At 65.7% G+C, this 21,157-nt stretch carries 18 protein-coding genes; 11 read left to right on the top strand and 7 right to left on the bottom strand.

The window, feature by feature from the left end; all coding sequences use genetic code 11:
- The first annotated feature begins 21 nt into the window (after window positions 1-21).
- The 3 genes from AQ611_RS12485 to AQ611_RS12475 all read left to right on the top strand — a co-directional run bounded on the left by AQ611_RS12485 (window position 22) and on the right by AQ611_RS12475 (window position 1,040).
- Complete coding sequence (locus AQ611_RS12485) at window positions 22-219, top strand: hypothetical protein (protein WP_102720225.1); 198 nt, start codon at window positions 22-24, stop codon at window positions 217-219.
- Complete coding sequence (locus AQ611_RS12480; protein WP_069234701.1) at window positions 209-550, top strand: DUF1488 family protein; 342 nt, start codon at window positions 209-211, stop codon at window positions 548-550. The genes AQ611_RS12485 and AQ611_RS12480 overlap by 11 nt, the downstream gene beginning before the upstream one ends.
- A gap of 265 nt (window positions 551-815) precedes the next feature.
- On the top strand, window positions 816-1,040 hold the full coding sequence (locus AQ611_RS12475) for a hypothetical protein (RefSeq protein ID WP_059513980.1): 225 nt from the start codon (window positions 816-818) through the stop codon (window positions 1,038-1,040).
- 112 nt (window positions 1,041-1,152) lie between these two features.
- Here the strand turns inward: AQ611_RS12475 and AQ611_RS12470 are convergent, their stop codons facing one another.
- Together AQ611_RS12470 and AQ611_RS12465 are read right to left on the bottom strand one after the other, a co-directional pair.
- The gene (locus AQ611_RS12470) at window positions 1,153-1,926 is read right to left on the bottom strand and encodes an endonuclease/exonuclease/phosphatase family protein (RefSeq protein ID WP_069234700.1); all 774 of its coding nucleotides are present in this window, start codon (window positions 1,924-1,926) and stop codon (window positions 1,153-1,155) included.
- Between the two features lie 716 nt (window positions 1,927-2,642).
- Window positions 2,643-5,030 carry a two-partner secretion domain-containing protein gene (locus AQ611_RS12465; RefSeq protein ID WP_308410723.1) on the bottom strand — a complete coding sequence of 796 codons (2,388 nt, stop codon included), beginning with the start codon at window positions 5,028-5,030 and terminating at the stop codon, window positions 2,643-2,645.
- Window positions 5,031-6,076: 1,046 nt separating this feature from the next.
- Between AQ611_RS12465 and AQ611_RS12460 the strand changes: the two genes are divergently transcribed.
- Window positions 6,077-6,367 (top strand): putative quinol monooxygenase, encoded by a 291-nt coding sequence (locus AQ611_RS12460; protein WP_069234698.1) that lies wholly within the window; start codon window positions 6,077-6,079, stop codon window positions 6,365-6,367.
- A gap of 183 nt (window positions 6,368-6,550) precedes the next feature.
- Here AQ611_RS12460 and AQ611_RS12455 read toward each other — a convergent pair whose 3' ends face one another.
- Together AQ611_RS12455 and AQ611_RS12450 are read right to left on the bottom strand one after the other, a co-directional pair.
- Window positions 6,551-7,339, bottom strand: coding sequence for a TetR/AcrR family transcriptional regulator (locus AQ611_RS12455; protein ID WP_083237313.1), 789 nt, complete (start codon window positions 7,337-7,339; stop codon window positions 6,551-6,553).
- Between the two features lie 52 nt (window positions 7,340-7,391).
- Window positions 7,392-8,606 carry an MFS transporter gene (locus AQ611_RS12450; RefSeq protein ID WP_069234697.1) on the bottom strand — a complete coding sequence of 405 codons (1,215 nt, stop codon included), beginning with the start codon at window positions 8,604-8,606 and terminating at the stop codon, window positions 7,392-7,394.
- A gap of 471 nt (window positions 8,607-9,077) precedes the next feature.
- On the opposite strand from AQ611_RS12450, the gene AQ611_RS12440 reads away from it, so the two are divergent.
- The 3 genes from AQ611_RS12440 (at window position 9,078) to AQ611_RS12425 (ending at window position 11,923) form a co-directional block, all read left to right on the top strand.
- Window positions 9,078-9,809: an SDR family NAD(P)-dependent oxidoreductase gene (locus AQ611_RS12440; RefSeq protein ID WP_069234695.1), complete on the top strand. Its 732-nt coding sequence runs from the start codon at window positions 9,078-9,080 to the stop codon at window positions 9,807-9,809.
- A gap of 423 nt (window positions 9,810-10,232) precedes the next feature.
- Entirely contained in the window at window positions 10,233-11,669 is a 1,437-nt protein-coding gene (locus AQ611_RS12430; RefSeq protein WP_069234693.1) for a YeiH family protein, read from the top strand.
- Window positions 11,666-11,923: a hypothetical protein gene (locus tag AQ611_RS12425; protein WP_059513949.1), complete on the top strand. Its 258-nt coding sequence runs from the start codon at window positions 11,666-11,668 to the stop codon at window positions 11,921-11,923. The genes AQ611_RS12430 and AQ611_RS12425 overlap by 4 nt, the downstream gene beginning before the upstream one ends.
- Window positions 11,924-11,949: 26 nt before the next feature.
- On the opposite strand, the gene AQ611_RS12420 is transcribed toward AQ611_RS12425, so the two are convergent.
- Together AQ611_RS12420 and AQ611_RS12415 are read right to left on the bottom strand one after the other, a co-directional pair.
- A complete protein-coding gene (locus AQ611_RS12420; protein ID WP_069234692.1) occupies window positions 11,950-12,672 on the bottom strand; it encodes a DUF2239 family protein in 723 nt (240 codons plus the stop codon).
- 108 nt (window positions 12,673-12,780) lie between these two features.
- Window positions 12,781-13,683, bottom strand: a complete 903-nt coding sequence (locus tag AQ611_RS12415; RefSeq protein ID WP_069234691.1) for a LysR family transcriptional regulator — start codon at window positions 13,681-13,683, stop codon at window positions 12,781-12,783.
- A 144-nt stretch (window positions 13,684-13,827) separates the two neighbouring features.
- On the opposite strand from AQ611_RS12415, the gene AQ611_RS12410 reads away from it, so the two are divergent.
- Window positions 13,828-14,601 carry an SDR family oxidoreductase gene (locus AQ611_RS12410; RefSeq protein WP_059513939.1) on the top strand — a complete coding sequence of 258 codons (774 nt, stop codon included), beginning with the start codon at window positions 13,828-13,830 and terminating at the stop codon, window positions 14,599-14,601.
- Between the two features lie 226 nt (window positions 14,602-14,827).
- On the opposite strand, the gene AQ611_RS12405 is transcribed toward AQ611_RS12410, so the two are convergent.
- A complete protein-coding gene (locus tag AQ611_RS12405; RefSeq protein WP_083237312.1) occupies window positions 14,828-16,117 on the bottom strand; it encodes a DUF2242 domain-containing protein in 1,290 nt (429 codons plus the stop codon).
- 591 nt (window positions 16,118-16,708) lie between these two features.
- Between AQ611_RS12405 and AQ611_RS12400 the strand changes: the two genes are divergently transcribed.
- The 3 genes from AQ611_RS12400 to AQ611_RS12385 all read left to right on the top strand — a co-directional run bounded on the left by AQ611_RS12400 (window position 16,709) and on the right by AQ611_RS12385 (window position 21,087).
- Window positions 16,709-17,569 (top strand): WcbI family polysaccharide biosynthesis putative acetyltransferase, encoded by an 861-nt coding sequence (locus AQ611_RS12400; RefSeq protein WP_335645233.1) that lies wholly within the window; start codon window positions 16,709-16,711, stop codon window positions 17,567-17,569.
- Window positions 17,566-18,654, top strand: a complete 1,089-nt coding sequence (locus AQ611_RS12395) for a GSCFA domain-containing protein (RefSeq protein WP_069234689.1) — start codon at window positions 17,566-17,568, stop codon at window positions 18,652-18,654. Before AQ611_RS12400 ends, AQ611_RS12395 begins: the two co-directional genes overlap by 4 nt.
- Before the next feature lie 567 nt (window positions 18,655-19,221).
- Complete coding sequence (locus tag AQ611_RS12385) at window positions 19,222-21,087, top strand: phosphoenolpyruvate carboxykinase (GTP) (protein WP_069234687.1); 1,866 nt, start codon at window positions 19,222-19,224, stop codon at window positions 21,085-21,087.
- The last annotated feature ends 70 nt before the right edge of the window (window positions 21,088-21,157 follow it).

Raw genomic sequence — 21,157 nt, 5'->3', positions numbered from 1 at the left:
GCGATGCATCAGGAGAAGGGGATGAGCGATCAATCGGCGCATGGCGTCATGGCGATGCGTGCCGCGCGCGGCGGCTATCGGCAAACGCGCAGCGCTCGGGCCGCGCGCGGCGGCCTGAGCGCGTGCCGCACGCCGCCCACACTCGGCGCGTTCGGCGCGTTCGACGGCGCGCCGGCCAACGGCGCTGACGAGCAGGAGACATTGACCGATGCCGGCTGAATCCGTTGCGCGCGTGCGCTTGATGGGCGAGCCACCCGAATTCGACGGCGCCGCGCTGCTGTTGCGCTTTTGGGCCGACGTCGACGGTCGACGCGTGCCTTGCGCGATCACGGCCGAGGCGCTCGAAGATCATTTCGGTGCGCGTGGCGCGCTGGAAGACGATCTGCGCGCCGCGTTCGAACGCGGCCGCGAGCGCATCCGCGCCGCGTGCGCGGACGTGCTCGCGCGCGACAACGGCGGCGTGGTGCTGCACAGCGGCTATTTCCGCCGCCGGGACCGTGCGGTGGCCGCGCTCGCGAAGGCGCGCGCCGTCGAACCGCGTCGGCGATGACCGCTCGCGCGCAATGCCGTTGCCGCATCGTCCGTCCGGGGCGGCATCCGGCTTTACACGCGATTGAAAGCTTTCCAAGCAAAGCGGGCGCGCGACCAGGCGGGCGCACGGCACATCGTCGGCCCGCGCCGCGCGCCGCCGGTGTGCGCGGCGGCCGGCCCGCTTTGGCATGTTCCGTGCAAGCGTCTTCGTTCTCGCGTGCAGCGCCGGATGCGTCCGTGCAGCCGCCGCATTGCGCCAAGCCTTCAACGGGGAAACGACTACTATGCTGAGCGCTCATGAATTTGCCGCGCTGTTCCTGATCCATCGCGCGCCGGAACAGATCCAGCTCGATCGCGACGATGTCGTCGCGCTGTTCGAACGGCGCCTCATCGTGATGCGATGCGACGCGGCGGGCGAGAACCGGCCCGCGCTCACGGACGACGGCCTGTCGATCCTGCAATGCATGCAACGCAACGACGATGGCCCGCTGCGCGACAGCGACGGGTGAGCGCCGTCGACGCGCACGTTCGCACGCGCCTGCGCGATAGCGCCGTGCGCAGCCGGCGTCGCGGGGCGCACCGGGCCCGCCGCCTCGCCGGCCGAGGCTCCGGCACATTGCGTCACGATCGCTTCACGCCCGGCTCCACCGCCGTTCGTATCCGGGCGACGAGCGGATAGTGGTTCGACGCTTGCCGCGCGCGGGCGCTGCGATGCACGAGCGCGTCGATCAGCAGTTCGCCGGGATGAACCCAGATCCGCTCTGACGAGAGCGCCGGGCACAGCGTAGGGAATGTGCGCGGCGCCGGGGCGCGCCGGAACCGCGTGACAAGCGCTTGCAGCGCGCGGCCGTGCACGCATCGCTCGTTGATGTCGCCCAGCAGGATCACCGGCGACGCGCCGGTATCGAATGCCGCGAGCAGCCGCCGCACCTGCGCGCTGCGCTCGATCACGCACGGCCCAAGGTGGGCCGTGACCACGCGAATGCAGCCCGCGCGGCAGTCGATGTCGACGTCGAGTGCGCCGCGCCGCTCGCGCTTGCGAAGCGATAAGTCCAGTGCGCGCGCCGCGCGGATCGGCCAGCGCGATAGCACCGCATTGCCTTGGCGGCGTTCGGGCGTGTCGATCGTCGCGCCTACCGCCAGGTGCATGCCCAATGCCGCGCGCAGCGGCGCGAGCACGTCGGGCGTGCGCGTGCCGCCGAGCGGCACCTCCTGCAACGCGATGACGTCCGCATCGAGTTCGCCGACCACCGCTACGATGCGCTCGACCGCCCGTGCCGACCACACGCGGCGGCCGCCGTGCACGTTGTAGGTGGCGATTCGCAACCCGCGTCCATCGGGCGGCTCGTCGGCCATCACGACTTCGGGCGAAGGCGCATACCGGCTCGTCGTCATGGTCGTCGTCCGGGCGCGCTCGCGAGCAACGCCGGCGGGCCGGGCCGCGAGGCGGGCACGATGCGCAAAAGTCGCCTGAAGTGTTTGATCATGGCGTACATGTGACGGTTTCGCGCGGGTAATCAGTGAGGGCTCGGCGCACGAGCCGGGGACGGCGGCGCAAGCCGCGTGCCGAGCCGGCCGGGACTGGGCGTCGTCAGTGTGTAAGTGCGGGCGGATGTAGAGGCGGGCGGGGAGGAGGCAGATGGGAGTGCGGCGAGGCGCGGATACTGGGGATGCGACAGCGGATGCAAATGCGGACGCGCAGCGGATTCATGTCACGCACCTTTTACATCGTCATCGGCAGATGCGCGCGGGAGGACATCGTGCAACCTCGATCAGACTCAGATGCCCACGTGCGCGGCACATATCGCGACTGCGAGATCGGTGCCGCCTGCGTGACGCGACGTGACGTGACGTGACGCTACGCGGCGTGACGATCGCCGCACATCGGGCGGCAACGTGCGGGGATAGACGCACGGCGCGCGCGTCGTGCGCGATGCCACGCTCCAGCGGCTGCGACTGTCCGGCCGGCGACGATGCATCGCGCGTGTGCCGATCCGGCATCCGGCGCGACGAGCGCTGATGCAATCGTATCCGGCAGTGCGGCGCCGTATTCGAAAACATCAGCGCCGCACGCGCATCACGCCAACCGCATGCGGCCGAACAGGTTCACGTCAATGCGAGCCGGTTTTCCACGCTTGCGAGTTGAGCTGCCACGCCAGCATGGGCGACGTCGCGCCCGCCGGCATCGCCCAGGTTCCGTTCGGGCCGAAATTCCAAGAAGCGAAATTCGACGGCTGGGCCATCTGCGCGTTGTTCAACCCGTTCGCGAGCGGCGGTTGCGCACCGGAGCCTGACGTGACCGCGGGCATTCCATAGGTCAATCCCGACATTTGCGCATTCCAGTACACGTTATTGGCGATCACGCCGGTGTTGCCGTAAGCGACATTGCCGCCCATGCCGATGCCCCTGCTTGCGATCTGCACATTCGCATACGATTGATCGATTACGCCGCTTGCATTGTTCTGGAAGACGAGCCCCCCGCCCGAAAGGGCCGAGCCCGTCGCATACGATTGGGCAATCAGACCGTTGTTGATGCCGGCGAGCCCGGCGCTGCAGCAGGGCGGCAGCGAGCCGGCCGACGTGGACCAGGCGACCGATTGGCGGATCGTGCCGTTGTTGACGGCCGCCAATCCGCCCGCCATCTGATAGGCCGAAACGGAGGTTTGATAAGTCGACGATCGATCGATCGTACCGTTGTTGATGCCCACCAGTCCGCCGGCGAATTCCGCCGTCGTCCAGCCGCCGGTTGCCGGGTCTTGCGCGATCGGGCCGATGCGGCTGTTGTAGCCCGCGATCGACGCATTTGCGATTTGCCCGTCGTTGCGGCCGGCGATCGCGCCGAGCGCGCCGTGCGCGCCGCTCACGATTTCGTCCGTCAGCACGACGTTGCGTATCACGCCCGTCGCGCCGACCAGGCCGAATAGCCCGACGTAGGTATTCTGCGTTGCGCCGGCCGGCGCATTGACCGTCAGGTGGTTGATCAGGTGTCCGAAGCCGTCGAACTGCCCGGCGAACGGCGCATCGGAGCCCGCGCCGATCGGCTGGAATGCCGCCGCGCCCGACGTCGACGATGCGTCGATGTCGCGGCCGAGCGCGTAGTTCGCCGTCAGATCGTGCGATACGTTTTGCAGATCCGTCAGCGTGTTGACCAGCTTGTATGCCGTTGCCTGCGTCACGAGCCCGCTGAACGGCGCCGCGCTCCAGCCGCTGTTGGTCAGAATCGTCCCGGCGCTGTACTGGCCGTTCATGTCGTAGAACGCATTGACCAGGCCCGTGCTCGACGACCAATCGATCGTGCCGCCGTTCATCACGCTGCCGCCGTTGTTCACGCCACCCGCATCCGCGCGCAACGTCAGGTTCGCGCCGCCCGTGTTGCCGATTATCGTGCTCGGCGCGATCGCCACGCTATGCGCGGCACTGAGCGTGAGCGGCGCATTGCCGTTCCAGCGCACGTTCGAGCCGACCGTCAGATCTCCGCTCGCCCCGTTCGCACCGGTCGCCTCGACCGTCACCGGCGTGCCCGCGCTCAAATTGCCCGCGACCGTGCTCGCGTTCGCGCCGTCCAGCGTGAACGCCGGCGCACCGAGTTTCCACAGCCCCGCCTGCACCGTCGCGCCCGACACGTTCAGCGACTGGCCGCGCGTTTCCACCACGGCGCCCGTGCCGTTCGCGTTGGCCGCCGAGATCACGCCGTGCGCCTGTACGCTGCCTTGATCCGCGACCAGCCACACGTGGCCGTCGCGCATCGCCGTGCCGGTCGCGCGAATCGCCGCGTTGTTGCCCGCCAGCGCGTAGATGTTGCCGTCCGCCGCTTGCAGGTTCGCTTGCGCGGCGCGGATCGTCCCCGCGTTCAGCACGCTGCCGCCGCTGCCCGCTTGCACGAACACCTGCGGCCCCGTCGCCGAATCCTGCAACAGCACTTGTTGGCCCGCGGCCAGTTCGGTCGTGCCCTTCGGCGCATTGATGCTGCCTTGGTTCGACACCTGCGTGCGCGATACCAGCAACACGTCGCCGCCCGTCGAGCTGATCTGCCCGAGGTTGACGATCGCGCCGTTGCCTGCGCCGGACAGCGTCAGCGGCGCGCCCTGCATGAATGCATCCTTGTCGATGTTCAGCGCCGAGGCGACGAAGCGTCCGCCCGTGGATACCACGCCGCCCGGCCCGATCAGCACGCCCTGCGGGTTCAGCAGATAAACGCTGCCGGTTGCCTTGAGCGAGCCGAGGATCACCGATGGATCGCCGTCCGTCACGCGGTTGAGCGTTGCACCGGCGCCGTTGTTGATCGTCACGCTGCGGCCGCTGCCGATCGAGAAGCTGCGCCAATCGATCACGCCGCGCGCCGAACTTTGATTGACCGTCAACGACGTGCCGCCGCCGAAGATCGCGCCGGTGCCCGACACGAACGCGCCGCCGGCAGGCAGCGCCGATTGAGCGCATGCGGTGCCGGTATAGGCGAGCGAGCACGCGAGCGCAACCAGCATTGAAAGGGTTTTAGGCACGGGCACGCGTGACGACGATATATAAAACGACATGACTTCCCCCCCGGAATAGTCAGGATATGCGAATGGGAGGCGTGAGCAAAAGAGAAGGACGGAAGGTTTGACTTCTTGCTTCAGTCGGACGGAAACGCAGGCTCATCGTGAAGCGCTCGCGAAATCGGAGCGCGGGACAATGCCGTTTTTCCCCAAAACTGAAGTCTGCTTCTCTGCGGCAATTTCACGCGAACGCTTACTGCGCTATGCAGCGTAATGAGTCGCACCCGGGGCGAATGTGCGAATGCTCACACTTTGATGATGTATTGCGCCGCCGCTCGGGCTTGCATCATTTGGCGATTTAAATCGAATAATGGCGGCGCTTATTGATTCATCAGCGTCGGTAACTGCCGATTCACCAATTAGCGCGAAATCGATTCGATTGTTATCCGAGGCGATGTTTATATTGCGCTTTGGCGCGATGAAAGATGTCAAGCGTTCATGCGACGCCCGCCTTTTTCCATTTTCTCTTTCACATCGCACCTGGCGACGGATGCGGGGTTATACGTATTGCCGCCGGTTTGCGTTCGTGAATTTCAGACAGAGGGTTTCGCAAAATCGGATGCCGCAATGGCATCAAGCCGCGCGGCGTTTTTTGTGGTCGTAGCTTGTTGGCGGGTCGTTGGGTCATTCGTTTCGCACGCTCTGCGCGCCGGCCGTGCGATCGTGCAGCATCTCGTATCGCGTTGTCCTCAATGCGGGATTGCTGAAAAGAGAAGACGGGCGTTATCCGCGCATGCCGTGCGACATTCGCCGTGGCTTGCTTGGCCGAACGCGATGGCGGGCGTGCGCGTTGCAGACGGCGCGGCCTGTGTGAGTGCTGAAAATAACGCGAAGCCTGATTGACGGCGCGATGTCCAATGCCTAAACTCGCGTGCATTGCACTGTGCAGTGCAATGCACGCATGCGAGGCCGTGCGCGTCGGCGAATGCGATTTGCGGGTTCGCGGGCGTTCCGGGCCTCTTCCATTTATAGCGCCCGTTGCGTGAGGCGCTACGATCGAGGAATCGGTTATGAAGTCAGTTACTGTCGTTGCGTTTTTGAGTGCGCCGATCGGCACCGAAACGGCGCTGTTCGAGCGATTGTGCGAACTGGTGCCGGCCACCCGCGCGGAACCGGGTTGCTTGGCCTTTACCGCGCATCGGCATGCGCAAATCGCCAATCGGTTTGTGGTGTACGAGAAATTTCAGAATCGCGACGCATTCGATGCGCATCTCGAGTACGCGCACACGCGCTCGTTCGTCGCATGGGTGCAGGCCAACGATGTGGCTTTGAACTTCGAATTGTGGGACGAGCTTGCGTGACTGAACCGCGTGACTGCGCCGCGCGAGCGGCGCCTGCGGTAACGCACCCCAGCGTTCGAGCCGATACGCGCAACGCAGCCGCGCGCGTCGGCACGGTCTAGACGCGGCGGCTTGCGGCGCTTGCCGAAAGGCGCGCGTGTTGCCGTTCTTTTCGCCGTTCGCGCGCGAACGGCGAAAAGAACGTTAGGCGGGCCGTTTGACCAGATAGAAGCCGAGAAACATGTCGACGGCGTTTTGGACCACGAGATCGCGTTCCTGCCGGGTATAGGTTTCCTCCAGGCCGACGACGCGCACCCACAGCAGCGGCTCGTCGATGAGCCCGAGAAATTGTCTGGCGGCGAGTTTCGGGTTCTTGACCGAAATCAGCCCGCGCTTGGCCAATGCGCCGATGTAATCGGCCACGGCGCCCATCGCGGGCGCCTTGCCCTTTTCGAAGAACGTGTTCGTCAAGCCCGGAAATCTGGAGCCTTCCGCGATCACCATCCGCAGAAACGCGACGGCCGACGGCGGAATCCAGAATTCGGAGACCGCATGACCCAGCCGTGTGAGCCCCAGCCGCGGATCATGAAGCGATTCTTCGTCGCGGGTGATGTCGAAGACGGGAAAGCTCGCCCAGATTCTGGCGATCATCGCTTCGAACAGCGCCTCCTTGCTTTCGAACTGGTTGTACAGCGTGCGCCGCGCGGCGCCGGATTCGGCCGCGACGCGATCCATGCTGGTGCCTTCGTATCCGTATTGCAGGAACACGCGGGTTGCCGCGTCGAGAATCTGATCGCGTTTGGACGGCGGCGCCGCATTGTGTTGCGCGAGATCGTCCCGCGCGCGGGAGCGGGCGCGCGCCGCAGCGGGACGGGTTTTTTTTCGAGCGGTAGGGGTATGGGCTGTCTTGGCCACGATGATCGGCGTATCCCGGAAAATACTCAGCGTCCGATTGTACGCAATCGCGCCTCGCACGCGGCGGCATGCGGTCATGTGCGGCCGTTTTCGTGTCCGTCTGCGCGGCCGTTTGCGTCGCGGCATCCCGTCATTTCGCGCTCGCCGGGGTGCGGCGCCGGATCAGCGATCGGCTCAACAACAAGCCGCCTGCGACGCCGAGCAGTGCAAATCCCGTCATGCATACGCCGCGCCATCCGTGGATGCTCCACGCGGCGGTGCCGAGCGCGGTGCCGAGCGCGCCGCCCGCGAATGTCGACACCATGTAGACAGTGTTCAGCCGCGCCCGCGCGGCCGGATCGAGCCGGAAGATGCGCGCCTGATTGGCAATCTGCCCGGCCTGATTGCCGAAGTCGAGCAAATTCACGCCGGCCACGAGCGCCAGCGCGGAGGTGTCGCCGGCGATGAGGAAGACGAGGAACGCCAGCGTGGCAGCGCATATCGACAGGCCGTTGACGAAGGTCGGGCCGAAACGGTCCGACAGGCGGCCGCAGCGAGGCGCCACGAGCGCGCCGGCCGCTCCCCACACGCCGAACAGGCCGGCCTGCGCCGGACCCAGACCGAACGGCGGTTGGGCGACGTGAAACGCGAGCGTTGCCCAGAACGCGGAAAACGCACCGAACATCGCCGCGCCGAGGCACGCTGAAAAGCGCAGATCGCGCCAGGTCAGCAAAAGCCGCGGCAGCGAGCCGAGCAGCGCAGCGTAGGCCTTCGGTGCGCCTGGCGCGGCATGCGCGCGGCTCGGCACGAAGCGAGGCAGGATCAACAGCAACGCGCCGGTCAGCACGGCGGCCACCGCATAGGGCGCGCGCCACGAACCGCTCCATTGCCCAATCGCGCCCGCCGCGGTGCGCGACAGCAGAATGCCGGCAATCAGCCCGGTCTGCATCGTCCCGACGACACGGCCGGATTGGTCCGGCGGCGCGAGCGACACCGCAACGGGAATCAACACTTGGGGCACGACGGTTGCCATCGTCACCAGCAGCGACATCAGCGCGAGCCATTGCATCGACGGGCTGACGGCGGCGAGCGCGAGCGCGAGTGTGGTGAGCGCGAGCAAGCCGCGCACGAGTCGCTTCGGGTCCGCCCGGTCGGCGCTTGGGACGACGAGCAGGATGCCGAGCGCATAGCCGATCTGCGCGGCGGACGCGACCCTGGCCGCGGCGGACGGCGTGGTGTGAAAGCTGTCCGCCATCGCCGAGAGCAGCGGCTGACAGAGGTACACGTTGGCGACGGTGATCGCGCAAGCGGCGGCCATCGTGGGGATGGCCGCGGGGGAGGCGCTGGACGGCCGGTTTTCTGGCATGACGTTTCCTGAATGTGAAGGCCGATCGAGCCGGCGGAACGCAGGACATGGCGGCGATGCGCGCGGTTCGGCACGAGGTTCGTCGGGAAGGGCGCTTGGATAATTTTATACTGCACTGTGCAGTGCAATCTACGATATGATCCATCGAGCCCGCCGCGCGGGGCGTCGCGAACATGCTGGTGCATGTTCGCATCGATCCGTGCGATGGCAGACGAGCGGCAGACGAGCGGTAAGAAGCGTCCGGTCTCGTGCGCAAGTGCGTCAAGGCGTTCTCTGCGTGCGCAGCGTGCGGGTGAGTCCGAGCACGTTGCCGTCATTGCGAGAACGCGCCGCGTGGCGAGGCCGGAGGAGCATTTCGCATCGCCGCCGTTCGATTTTCACGACGCGGACCGCGCGTCGCCGGGGCGAATGCCGGCATGAGGCCCGCACGGGCGGCGCGGGCCTGACCTTACCCTATCGGAGAGCGGAGAAATGGAACGGTTGAACGGAAAAGTGGCGCTCGTCACGGGCGGCAGCAAGGGCATCGGCCGCGCGATTGCGCTTGCATACGGCGCGCAGGGCATGAAGGTCGCGCTCACCTATATGCGCGACAAGGCATCGGCCGACAAGGTCGTGGGCATGATCGAGGCGCTGGGCGGCCACGCGCAGGCATTACAGGTGGATGTCTCACGTGAATCGAGCATCGCCGGCATGATCGAGCAGGCGCATGCCGCGTTCGGGCAGGTCGACGTCGTGGTGAACAATGCCGGCATCACGCTGCCGAAGCGGTGGCAGGATCTGACGGTCGACGATTGGAACAATGTCATCGCGACGAACCTCTCGTCGGCGTTTCTCGTGACCAAGGGGCTGGTTCCGGGCATGGCGGCGCGGCAGTGGGGGCGCGTCATCATGCTGTCGTCTGTCGCGGCGCAGTTGGGCGGCGTGGTTGGGCCGCATTACGCCGCATCGAAAGCGGGCTTGATCGGCCTTGCGCATGGTTATGCGTCGGCGCTGGCGAAGACGGGCGTGACGGTCAACACCATCGCGCCCGCGTTGATCGACACCGGAATGCTCGCGGGCAATCCGAATGTCAGTAAGGAACTGATTCCCGTCGGCCGTTTCGGCAAGCCGAACGAAGTGGCCGATATCGCCGTGCTGCTGGCGGGAAACGGCTACATCACAGGGCAGACTTTCAACGCGAACGGCGGCTGGTACATGAGCTAGCGCCACGCGCCGCCTGAATCGACGCAGCGCGCCGATCGCGCTTGCCGCGTGCGTTTCGCGAGCCGGCTGTGGTTCACGCAACCGTAAGCGGTGAGGCCATTTGCTTCGGATATCGAATCAATGTTCGCCGGGCGGTTCGCCGCGCGCCGAGCGCGCGGGCTGTGCGAAATAACGCGACGGCGGGCGAAACGATCGGACCGTCCGATTTTGCCCGCACCGCACGCCGAGCACGCGCGCGAAGTCCGGCCGACGGGCGTCGCGCCAATGTCCGCGGCGGCGGCGCGCGAATCTTGCGCGATTGACGTGATATGCATAGTCGAAAGCGACCTTTCCATTTGCGAAGCCGTTGCCAATAATAAAAAACCGTCGCCGTCGCGCGCTCGACGGCAGGCGTTCGGGATGGCTTCGCAAGGAGGAGGGTTCATGGGCGGATCACAACGGGGTACGACGCCTGCGGGCGCGCTGGACAAACGCGGCGCCGACGGCCATCGTCCGGCGCGGCCCGGCTGGTGGCGCGCGCTGATTTCGAATGAGGACTGGTGGTCGATCTGGATCGGGCTCGGCCTGGTGCTGGCCGCCTATTTGCTGTTCGCGTTCGGCGGCAGCATCAAGGGCTTGGCGGTTGCGCCGGCGAAATGGTCGGACGTCGGCCAAGCCGCACGCGATCTCGGCACGCATTTGACGCGCTATGTCGCGTTGTTCGCGGTGTTCGGCGCGCTGTTTTCGATCAGCGTCGCGGCGCTTGGCCAGAAGCTCGCGCATTTCGTGCCGTCGTTTGCGATCGTGTTCGTCGCATCGGCGTTGATCTATGCGCTCGGCGCGTGGTCCGACGCCGCGAAGTACAACCTCGAGCCGCCGCTGGTCGCGCTGGCGCTGGGGCTCGTGTTGTCGAACGCGTTTGCGTTGCCCGAGTGGTTCCGCGCCGGGCTGCGCGTCGAGTTCTATATCAAGGTCGGCATCGTGCTGCTCGGCGCGACGCTGCCTTTCACGCTGCTCGTCTGGGCCGGCCCGATCGCCGTCGTGCAGGCGAGCCTCGTGTCGCTCGTTACGTTCTTCACGATCTTCGCGGTGGCGGGGGCGCTCGGACTCGACAAACGGTTTGCCGCGGTGCTCGGCGCGGGCGGCGCGGTGTGCGGCGTGTCGGCGTCGATTGCGATTGCGGGCGCGGTGCGCGCGAGGCGCGAGGACGCGGCGATCTCGATCACGCTCGTGATTCTGTGGGCGATCGTGATGATTTTCGCGTTGCCGTTCGCGTCGCGCGCGCTCGGCCTGCCGACCGGCATCGCGGGCGCATGGATCGGCACGTCGGAGTTTGCCGATGCGGCGGGGCTTGCCGCCGCGCAGGCTTATGGCGATTTCGCCAAACACGGCGCGGGCGCGATCGCCGGCGCGCCGGAGGCGGCGCTGCAGGCGTTCACGCTGATGAAGGTGGTCGGCCGCGATATCTGGATCGGCATTTGGGCGTTCGCGCTCGCGATCGTCGCGACGACGCGCTGGGAACGCGCGGACGGCGTGCGCGCGCAGCCGCGCGCAAGCGAGATCTGGGCGCGCTTTCCGAAGTTCGTGATCGGTTTTGTCGTGGCGTCGGCGTTCGTCACGTGGGTCGCGAGCCATTACACGCTCGCGGATTACCGAAAGATCGTCACGCCGGAGCTGGTTGCGCCGATCACCGTATTGCGCACCTGGGCATTTATTTTCTGCTTTTTCTCGATCGGCCTGACGACGCGGCTCAAGGCGTTGTCGGCAACCGGTGCGAGGCCGTTTGCCGCGTTCACCGCCGGCGTGGCCGTCAACGTGATCGTCGGCTATTTGCTGTCGGTCTATGTGTTCGGCGGCTACTGGGCGAGCCTTGGACAATGAGCGCAATGCCATCGTCGCGCGCGCACGCCGACGGCGGCGATCCGCCGGGCCGCTGCGCGCAATGCCGGTATTGGGACGCGGCGCGCGGCAGCCTCGAAGCGGCGATCGCCGGGCTGGGCGCGCTCGGTTCGGCTTATGGAGCGAGCGTGGCCGAGAGCCGGCTATGCAGACGATGCGAGCGGATCGTATCGCCCGGCGACGGTTGCCGGGCGTTCAGTCCGATCGAAGCCGGCGGCTTGGGCGACGCTCGCTGATGCGGCCGGCGAATACGGCCGGCCGATCAAGCACCGTGATGCGATGCGTCACTCGTGTCCTCACGATCGTATGCGAGCGCGATCGTATGGCTGCGCACGTCGTCGGGCCACGAGGTGATCGATGCGTGCAGACGGTCCGCATCGTTCGCGAAGAGCGCGCGCGCTGCTTCCTCGAAGCCGGGCAAATCGCCCGCGATGGCCGACATGAAGTGATAAGCGCGCTCCTGGGCCTGGCGGTTCCGATCTTGCTGCGCGTGGGTGCGCCGCGCTTCGTCGACGAGCTTTCGCAACGCGACCGACGCGCCGCCAGGCTGCGTCGACAGCCATTCCCAATGACGCGGCAGCAGCGTGACCTCGCGCGCGATCACGCCGAGCTTGGGCCGGCCGCGCCCGCGCGGCTCGTCGGTGGGCGGGCGTGTGGCGCCGCCGGTGTTCGAGCCGTGCGCCGCGCCCGCGCCGCCCCCGTGCATATCGGGCGTATCAGACGCCGGGTCCGTACCCTTGCCGGCACGGGATGCGTCGGCAGGCGCGGGCTGCACGCTGGCAAAGCGCGCGGCAATGTCGTCGTCCGAGCCTCGGGTGTCGATGTCGATCGAGCGGCCGGTCGCATTGTCGAAGATCAGGATCGGGCCGGCCGATGGGTTGCCGGCCGCGCGTTTGACTGCCAGCGCGACGCTTTGCAGCGAGCCCGACGTAAGCAGCCGATAGCCGTCAAAAGCCGTGTGAGAAGGAAGGGGAAGATGTGTCATCGCATGTGTCGAATGGCGGGAGAATGCGAATTTATACCCGGGTATAAATAGAGTGTCAATAATATCCGGGTAATAATTGTGCGACCATGCGGCGGATGCCCGCCAGCGCTACAGCAACACCTGTTCGCGCAGCAATGCGTCGAGCCATTCCGCAAACACCTGGAAGCGCCGCGACAGATGCTGCCGGTGCGGATACAGCAGCGCCATCGGCATCGGTGCGGCGCGATAGTCCGGCATCACCTCGACCAGTTCGCCCGCGCGCAAATGCGCGGCCACGTCGTATGCGGGAACCTGGATCAGCCCGAGCCCCGCGACACAGCACGCGATATACGCCTCCGCGCTGTTGACGGTGACACGCCCGCGCCGCGACAGGCGCCTGACTTCGTTGTGCTCGACCCATTCCCACGGAGCGATCCGCCCGTTGGACGGCGACGCGTAGTTGATCGGCTGATGATGCTCGAGATCGGCGGGCGTGGCGGGTATGCCGTGGCGCGCGAGATACGCGGGGCTCGCGACGTTGATCAGCGGCAAATCGCCGATGGGGCGCGCGATCAGCCCGGAATCGCTCAGCGCGCCGACTCGCAGCACGCAGTCGACACGCTCCTCGATCAGGTTCACCGCGCGGTCGGTGACGCCGAGATCGATGTCGATCTGCGGATACCGGTCGAGGAAGGCGGGCAGCGCCGGCGCGACGATCAGGCGGCCGATCCGGCCCGGCATGTCCACGCGCAGCGTGCCGCTCGGCCCGATGCTGGTATGGCGGAACAGGTTCTCGGTTTCCTCGACGTCGGCGATCAGGCGCAGGCAGCGTTCGTAAAGCGCCGCGCCGTCCTGTGTCACGGTGACCCGGCGCGTGGTCCGGTTGAGCAGGCGCGCGCCGAGGCGGCCTTCGAGTTCCTGCACGGCGGCCGATACCGACGAGCGGGGCAGGCCGAGCGTATCGGCGGCGCGCGTGAAGTTCGCGCATTCGACGACGCGTGCGAAAACGCGAAACAGATCGATCCGGTCCATGACCTTGGGCGCGACGTGATTGTCCAGAAATTCTGACGACTGATGTCAGAGAACATGGCTTTATGGGGATTTTCTGGAATATATCATCCGAAGACGCAAGAGGCGGCACCGGGCCGCTTCTGTCCAACAAAAGGGAGGGCCTTCATGGCTGACCACAGCATCCAGGGCAAGACTGTCGTGATCGCGGGCGGCGCGAAGAATCTGGGCGGACTGATCGCGCGCGATCTTGCCGCGCATGGCGCGAAGGCGGTGGTGGTTCACTACAACAGCGCAAGCTCGAAGGCGGACGCCGAAAAAACCGTGGCCGACGTGAAGGCGAAGGGCGCGCAGGCCGTGGCGCTGCAGGCGGATCTGACGACGGCCGGCGCGGTCGAAAAGCTGTTCGCCGATGCGGTGGCCGCGTTCGGCCGTCCGGATATCGCGATCAACACGGTGGGCAAGGTGTTGAAGAAGCCGATGGCGCAGATCAGCGAGGCGGAGTACGACGAGATGTCGGCGGTCAATTCGAAGGCCGCGTTTTTCTTCCTGAAGGAAGCGGGCAAGCACGTGAACGACAACGGCAAGATCCTGACGCTGGTGACGTCGCTGCTTGGCGCGTTCACGCCGTTCTACGCGGCGTATGCGGGGATGAAGGCGCCGGTCGAGCACTTCACGCGCGCCGCGGCGAAGGAACTGGGCGCGCGCGGAATCTCGGTGACGGCAGTCGGGCCGGGGCCGATGGATACGCCGTTCTTCTATCCGGCCGAAGGCGAGGATGCCGTCGCGTATCACAAGACGGCCGCGGCGCTGTCGCCGTTTTCGAAGACCGGGCTGACCGATATCGAGGATGTCGTGCCGTTCATTCGGCATCTCGTCAGCGATGGCTGGTGGGTGACCGGGCAGACGATTTTGATCAACGGCGGATATACGACCAAATAAGCGATCGAATCAGCGGTTGGATAGGTGGCCACGTAAGGGTGCCATTCGTCAACCGTCAGCGCAAAATCATCGCCGGGCAGCTTGCCGCAGTATTCGCCCGGGCTATGGCCCAGTGGCGCGCCCGGAGTGATCGGCGACGATCATTCCGGGCGCGTTTTTTTGTTTTCACGCGAGTGGCCGTGGCGGCGTGGCGGGGGCGCGATGGCGAAAGACTGGAGCGGGCGGTCTAATGCCCGTCGCCGGCAGCCGGCCGGCCCGCGATGTCGCTGGCCGTATCCGCTTGCGGCCGAGTGCCCGGCAACGATATTGCCGCGTTGGCGTCGGGCGAGACCGGCAAGCCTGACGGGACCGCCGAGACCGGAGCGCTCGTGGCGGGTTGGAGCGCCGGGGGCATCGAAATCGGTGCGCGCGGGTTGGCTGGCGCTGCCGCCGACACCGACGCGGCGGCGCCAGCCGGCGGCAGGGCTTGCGACGAAGGGGCGGACGCCGGCGACGCCGGCGCGGGGGATTGCGATGGCGCGGGCGCAGACGATGGAGCGGGCGATGACGATGACGCGGGAGCAGGCGCGGCCGACGGTGCCGCGTCGACGCGTGGCGTCGAGGCTCGCGGCGCAGCCGGCATGGAGGCCGCGTCTGGCGCCGGTTTCGACGCGGGCGCGAAAACGGCAGCGGGCATCGGCGCTGGCGGCGCCGCACGCATAGACGCCGGCGGCGGCGCGGGCGCCGGGGTAAGCGTCGAGGCCGGCGCGGGTGGATGCGCCGGAGTATCCGCCGGCGCCGGCGCCGGCGTGGACGCCGCAGCCGCCGGCGCGGCGTTTGCCGCGGCGTCCGACGCCGGCTCGTTCGAGCCCGCTGCCGCGGGCGGCGGGCTCGGCGTGTTCAACTTCATCGGCGTTTCATCGGCCGTCGCGGCGGGCTCGGGCAGCGGCGCGACGCGTTCTTTCTGCGCCGCGGCGACCGTGGCCTTGTCGCGCCGCGTCGGGTCGATCTTCAGGAAATGATCGACCAGGTTGAAGAAGCGCTCATAGAACATACCGGCCGGAATGGTTTCGCTCGCGATCTTGACCATCGCATCGTCGCTCGAGCCGATCGGCAGCGACAGCGAGCCGAACACGCTCAAGCCGACGCTCGCGGACGTGTTGGTTTTCTTCAGCGAATAGCGATCCTGAACCGCGTTCACGTAGGCGACGCTCGATGCGCCGTCTGCATCGGCGTCCGCGCACACGACATGGAATTCGATGACGACGTGTGAATCGTTGCTCGGCTGGAAGTTCTTGCTCCCGTCGATCGCGTCGGGGCGCGTCGCGCTCGCCATATAGCCTTGGCTGAGCAGCGCGCGGCGCGCGGCCTCGCACGTGGCGGCCGATTTGTCGTGGAACGTGCGCGCATACGGGCTGGCGGCCGCGTCGAACTGCTCCTGCTGATACAGCGGTTTCTGCGTGCTCGAGCACGCGCAGAGCAAGGCCGCGGTCGCCATGGCGCACGCAACGGGGAACGGTCGGATTCGATTCTGCATGGCGTCAGTCAAAGGGGGCGCCCGCCGTGTCGGGCGCCGGATATCGCGTGGCAAGCCGGTCATTATAGTTTTTCCTGGTGCAGGGCAGCATGACGCGCCGCCGTGCAGTCACGCCGCCTGCCGCGCGGCGGAATCGGAAAATTCCGAAATTACGGCATTTCGCCAATCGCGGCGATTATTCGGGAGAACATTTGTCGAATGTTTTCTTGGGGATTTTCAATCTTCCGGAATTTAAATCTTATAAATATGATGATTGACGCTTTGAGGCGATGAATGGTTTTGGTCCCATGTTCTTGGGATTTTCAATCTTCCGGAATTTAAATCTTATAAATGTGATGATTGACGCTTCGATGTGGTGAATGGTTTTGATCCCGCGTTTTAGAAAAAATTACCTGCAAAGCAGGAAAATACCGCGATTGCCGGGGAAATTTATTCCGGATAGGCGCGCCGGGAGCGATTCCGCTTGAATTGATTCCCCGCCTACGCTTCTATTCGCATTCTGGCGATTTGTATAAAAACTGATTATCTTTCTGCTACGCTATGCGCAGCCAGATAGATTGATTCATTAACAGTATTTCAATCGAGAATGAAATGACCGTGAAAGAAAGATGGCTGGTCATGTCGAATTGCCAGGTTGCGGGGATGACTCATTCGCTATCGCTGATCTGTCCTCACGCGAAAGTCGAATCATGTGATTATTGGGGTTTTCAGCACAGCGCCGATTTCTGGCGCCAGCATATTCGCGTTTACGATCATATTATTGCGATTCCCGAATTTCAGCGCCTCGGCATCGTGGATCTCGAAGCGATGCCGAACGTGCTCATGATGCCCGCGGTCTACTTCCGCGCATACCATCCCGATCTGCAATACGTGTTTCACGCCGGCAAGCCGGTTAAAAGCCCGCTCGACGATTATCATTCGACGATCGTTTTTGCCGCGTACCAGCATGGGTGCTCGGTGGCCCGGACCAAGGCGCTCTTCAACGAAAAAACTTACGACGCGCTTTGTTACTTTTCCCAGTGGGAGCGCGAGAAAAAAGACTTTCTCGACCGATATGCCGAGTACGACCTCGATTTCTCGCCCGAACTGAGCAGATGGACGCGTGCCGGCGCGTTCATGCACAGCGTCAATCATCCGAAGGCGCATGCGCTGCATGACGTCGCGTTGAAAGTCGCGAAGAAGGTGGCGGGCGACGCGGTGGTCGAGTCGGGCATCGTTCCTCACGACACGCTCGTGCGGCTGCCCGTGTTTCCGATCTTCCCGGAGCTGGCCGAGCGTTTCGGCGTCGAGCATGGCAGTTATCTGTTCAAGGGCGCCGATTACGATTTGCTGACGCTCGACGAATTCATCGAAGCGTCGTTCGCCGCATATGCGAACTTCGACAAGAGCGAACTGTACGGAAACAGCCCGCATCTCACCCGAGCCTTGCAAATGATCGGGGGCGAACTATGACGAATCCCTACAAGCATCTTCCCGCGCATCAGTTTTGGCGCAAGGCCGTCGCCAACACCGAGATGCATGCGTTCGATCCGGTGGTCGCGCCCAAATTCACGATCAGCGCGCAGCAGAAGGTCGGCACCGCGGGCAGTTGCTTCGCCCAGCATATTTCGCGGCGTCTGGCCGGAATCGGATTCAATTATTTCGTGCCGGAATCGGGCGCCGATTTTTCAGAAAGCGAGCGCAAGCGCCTTGGCTACGGCGTATTTTCCGCACGGTTCGGCAACCTTTATACCGTGCGGCAGCTGTTGCAGCTGTTCGAGGAATCGATGGGACGGCGCACGAAGACCGAGACCGTTTGGCGGCGGCCGGACGGACGCTACGTCGATGCGTTCCGCCCGGCGGTCACGCCGGAAGGCTACGGCAGCCCGGACGCGGTGCTGGCTGCGCGTGCCGAGCATCTGCCGCATGTGAGGAAGATGTTCACCGAGATGGACGTTTTCGTATTTACGCTCGGGTTGACCGAGAGCTGGTCCAATCGCGCGCACGGCGAAGTGTTTCCGCTCGCGCCGGGCGTGGCCGGCGGCGCTTACGACGAAGCCGCATACCGCTTCACGAACTTGACCGTGTTCGACGTGATGAGCGATTTGCGCGCGTTCCTGCTTCAGCTCAAGCAGGTGAACCCTCGCGTCAACGTGCTGCTGACGGTCTCGCCGGTGCCGCTCATCGCCACCTACGAGAACCAGAACGTGCTCGTCGCGACCACCTATAGCAAATCGGTGCTGAGAGTCGCCGCGCAGACGGCATGCAACGAGTTCGACTGGGTCGACTATTTCCCTTCCTACGAAATCATCACCGGCCACTACAACGCCGGGCGCTACTACGAAAGCGATCTGCGCGAAGTCAACAACCTCGGCGTGAGCCACGCGATGCGCTGTTTTCTCAAGCACTACACGACGAGCGGCGCACGGCCCGCCGCGGAGTCCGCGCAAGCCGTGCAGCCGGCGCTCCCGGATGCGCTGCTCGACGACGCGCACGCGGCGCCGTCGATCGGCAGCGTCATCTGCGACGAGGAATTGATCGAGCGGGTTTCCCGCTGACCGGGGGCCGTGCGCGCGCGCCGGCAGCGCCGGCGCGCGCTTTCTTGCCGGCAGCCGATGGAGGCCCGGCGCGGCCGATCGCGCCACCCGCGCACGCGCCGAAAATCGGCCGCGCCGGATCAAATCCGCGTATCCGGCGCGCGCATCCGGTTAAGCCATGCTTGGGCCGCCGCGTTCGCACACAGGCGTCGGTGAAAACCCTCGGCTTCGAGCAGTCCGCCGATGCTGGATTGCACCCATTGCGGATCGTGAATGCGCCGCCACAAGCCTGTCACGTCGGGCCCGCGTGCCCGGCCTGCCGGGCCGCGCGTTGCTGCGGCGCAGCGCGAGCGGCATGCATTGCGATGGTATGCTGGATTACCTTGATCGTATGGCAGGCGTATCAGCAAGCATGTCGGAGCCGTTGTTCCATTACTCTAAGAAGAACGAATGCGAATGCTCCGGCGCCTTCGGCGCCGAAATGGCGGGCGCGCTGCCCGCCGCGCGCGCGTCCCGCCTGCGGCCCCGCTCCCGTTGCGGCGGCGCACCGAACACGATATTCCGATTCAACAACCTGGAGACATGCTAATGACCCGAAGCAACGTGGTCGCGGCCACGCGCACCGTTTCGCTCGATGTACCCGAATACGTCAAACATCGCGGCCTGATCGACTGGGTCGCGCGCATCGCCGAGCTGACCGAGCCCGAGCGCGTCGTCTGGTGCGACGGCTCGCGGCAGGAATACGATCGCCTCTGCGACGAGATGGTCGCGCAGCGCACGATGATCCGCCTGAACCCCGCGAAGCGGCCGAACTCGTTTCTCGCGCTGTCCGATCCGTCGGACGTCGCGCGCGTCGAGGACCGCACGTTCATCTGCAGCGAATCGCGCGACGACGCCGGCCCGACCAATCACTGGATCGCGCCCGCCGAAATGCGTGCGACGCTCGACGGCCTGTTTCGCGGCGCGATGCGCGGCCGCACGCTGTACGTGGTGCCGTTCTCGATGGGGCCGCTCGGCTCGCCGATCGCGCATATCGGCGTCGAGCTGTCCGATAGTCCCTATGTCGCGGTGAACATGCGGATCATGACGCGCATGGGCCGCGACGTGCTTGCCGCGCTCGGCGAGCACGGCGATTACGTGCCGTGCGTGCACAGCGTCGGCAAACCGCTGGCCGCCGGCGAGAAGGACGTGCCGTGGCCGTGCAATCCGACCAAGTACATCGTGCATTTTCCCGAATCGCGCGAGATCTGGAGCTTCGGCTCCGGCTACGGCGGCAACGCGCTGCTCGGCAAGAAGTGCTTCGCGCTGCGCATCGCGTCGACCATGGGCCGCGACCAAGGCTGGCTGGCCGAGCACATGCTGATTCTCGGCGTGAGTTCGCCGGAGGGGCGCAAGTATCACGTCGCCGCCGCGTTCCCGTCCGCGTGCGGGAAGACCAACTTCGCGATGCTGATCCCGCCGCAGGGCTTCGAAGGCTGGAAGGTCACGACGATCGGCGACGATATCGCATGGCTCAAACCCGGCCGCGACGGGCGCCTGTATGCGATCAATCCCGAGGCCGGCTTCTTCGGCGTCGCGCCGGGCACCGGCGAGAAAACCAACCCGAATGCGATCGCCACGCTCAAGGAAGGCGTGATTTTCACCAACGTCGCGTTGACCGAAGACGGCGACGTCTGGTGGGAAGGGCTGACCGACACGCCGCCCGCGAAGCTCACCGATTGGCAAGGCAACCCGTGGACGCCCGAGATCGGCAGGCAAACCGGCAGGAAAGCCGCGCATCCGAACTCGCGCTTCACGGCGAGCGCGTCGCAATGTCCGTCGATCGACGCCGATTGGGAGAACCCGGCCGGCGTGCCGATCGACGCGTTCATCTTCGGCGGCCGCCGCTCGAACACGGTGCCGCTCGTGACCGAGGCGCGCGATTGGGTGGAAGGCGTCTACATGGCGGCGACGATGGGCTCGGAGACCACCGCGGCGGCGGTGGGCCAGCAGGGCGTGGTGCGGCGCGACCCGTTCGCGATGCTGCCGTTTTGCGGCTACAACATGGGCGACTACTTCGCGCATTGGCTCGCGCTTGGCGAGAAACTCGCGGCGGCGGGTGCATCGCTGCCGAAGATCTATTGCGTGAACTGGTTCCGCAAAGATGCGAACGGCAAGTTCGTATGGCCGGGCTTCGGCGAGAACATGCGGGTGCTGAAGTGGATGCTCGAGCGGATCGACGGCCGCGGCGCGGGCGTCGAGCATGCGTTCGGCGTCACGCCGCGCTATGAGGATCTGCATTGGGACGGTCTGGCGTTCTCACCCGAGCAGTTCGAGCAGGTGACGTCGATCGACGCGGACGAATGGCGCGACGAGCTTGCGCTGCATGCGCAGTGGTTCGACAAGCTGGGCGCGCGGTTGCCGCGTGCGCTTGCCGAGACGAAGGCGAAGCTTGACGCGCGCTTCGCGCGCTGATACTGGCCGGGCCAGTACGCGGGCGGTGCTGCGCGCGAAGCGCCGGCGCCGCAGCCGGATCAGCGGCAAC

Origin of the sequence: Burkholderia singularis, assembly GCF_001718875.1 — a bacterium.
GTDB classification, from domain to species: Bacteria; Pseudomonadota; Gammaproteobacteria; order Burkholderiales; family Burkholderiaceae; genus Burkholderia; species Burkholderia singularis.
This window is presented reverse-complemented; position numbering and strand designations above follow the sequence as displayed.

Coding starts and splice junctions, on each gene's coding strand:
- AQ611_RS12485 (WP_102720225.1), top strand. CDS start 22: ATGAGCGATCAATCGGCGCATGGCGTCATGGCGATGCGTGCCGCGCGC.
- AQ611_RS12480 (WP_069234701.1), top strand. CDS start 209: ATGCCGGCTGAATCCGTTGCGCGCGTGCGCTTGATGGGCGAGCCACCC.
- AQ611_RS12475 (WP_059513980.1), top strand. CDS start 816: ATGCTGAGCGCTCATGAATTTGCCGCGCTGTTCCTGATCCATCGCGCG.
- AQ611_RS12470 (WP_069234700.1), bottom strand. CDS start 1,926: ATGACGACGAGCCGGTATGCGCCTTCGCCCGAAGTCGTGATGGCCGAC.
- AQ611_RS12460 (WP_069234698.1), top strand. CDS start 6,077: ATGAAGTCAGTTACTGTCGTTGCGTTTTTGAGTGCGCCGATCGGCACC.
- AQ611_RS12455 (WP_083237313.1), bottom strand. CDS start 7,339: ATGACCGCATGCCGCCGCGTGCGAGGCGCGATTGCGTACAATCGGACG.
- AQ611_RS12450 (WP_069234697.1), bottom strand. CDS start 8,606: ATGCCAGAAAACCGGCCGTCCAGCGCCTCCCCCGCGGCCATCCCCACG.
- AQ611_RS12440 (WP_069234695.1), top strand. CDS start 9,078: ATGGAACGGTTGAACGGAAAAGTGGCGCTCGTCACGGGCGGCAGCAAG.
- AQ611_RS12430 (WP_069234693.1), top strand. CDS start 10,233: ATGGGCGGATCACAACGGGGTACGACGCCTGCGGGCGCGCTGGACAAA.
- AQ611_RS12425 (WP_059513949.1), top strand. CDS start 11,666: ATGAGCGCAATGCCATCGTCGCGCGCGCACGCCGACGGCGGCGATCCG.
- AQ611_RS12420 (WP_069234692.1), bottom strand. CDS start 12,672: ATGACACATCTTCCCCTTCCTTCTCACACGGCTTTTGACGGCTATCGG.
- AQ611_RS12415 (WP_069234691.1), bottom strand. CDS start 13,683: ATGGACCGGATCGATCTGTTTCGCGTTTTCGCACGCGTCGTCGAATGC.
- AQ611_RS12410 (WP_059513939.1), top strand. CDS start 13,828: ATGGCTGACCACAGCATCCAGGGCAAGACTGTCGTGATCGCGGGCGGC.
- AQ611_RS12405 (WP_083237312.1), bottom strand. CDS start 16,117: ATGCAGAATCGAATCCGACCGTTCCCCGTTGCGTGCGCCATGGCGACC.
- AQ611_RS12400 (WP_335645233.1), top strand. CDS start 16,709: ATGACCGTGAAAGAAAGATGGCTGGTCATGTCGAATTGCCAGGTTGCG.
- AQ611_RS12395 (WP_069234689.1), top strand. CDS start 17,566: ATGACGAATCCCTACAAGCATCTTCCCGCGCATCAGTTTTGGCGCAAG.
- AQ611_RS12385 (WP_069234687.1), top strand. CDS start 19,222: ATGACCCGAAGCAACGTGGTCGCGGCCACGCGCACCGTTTCGCTCGAT.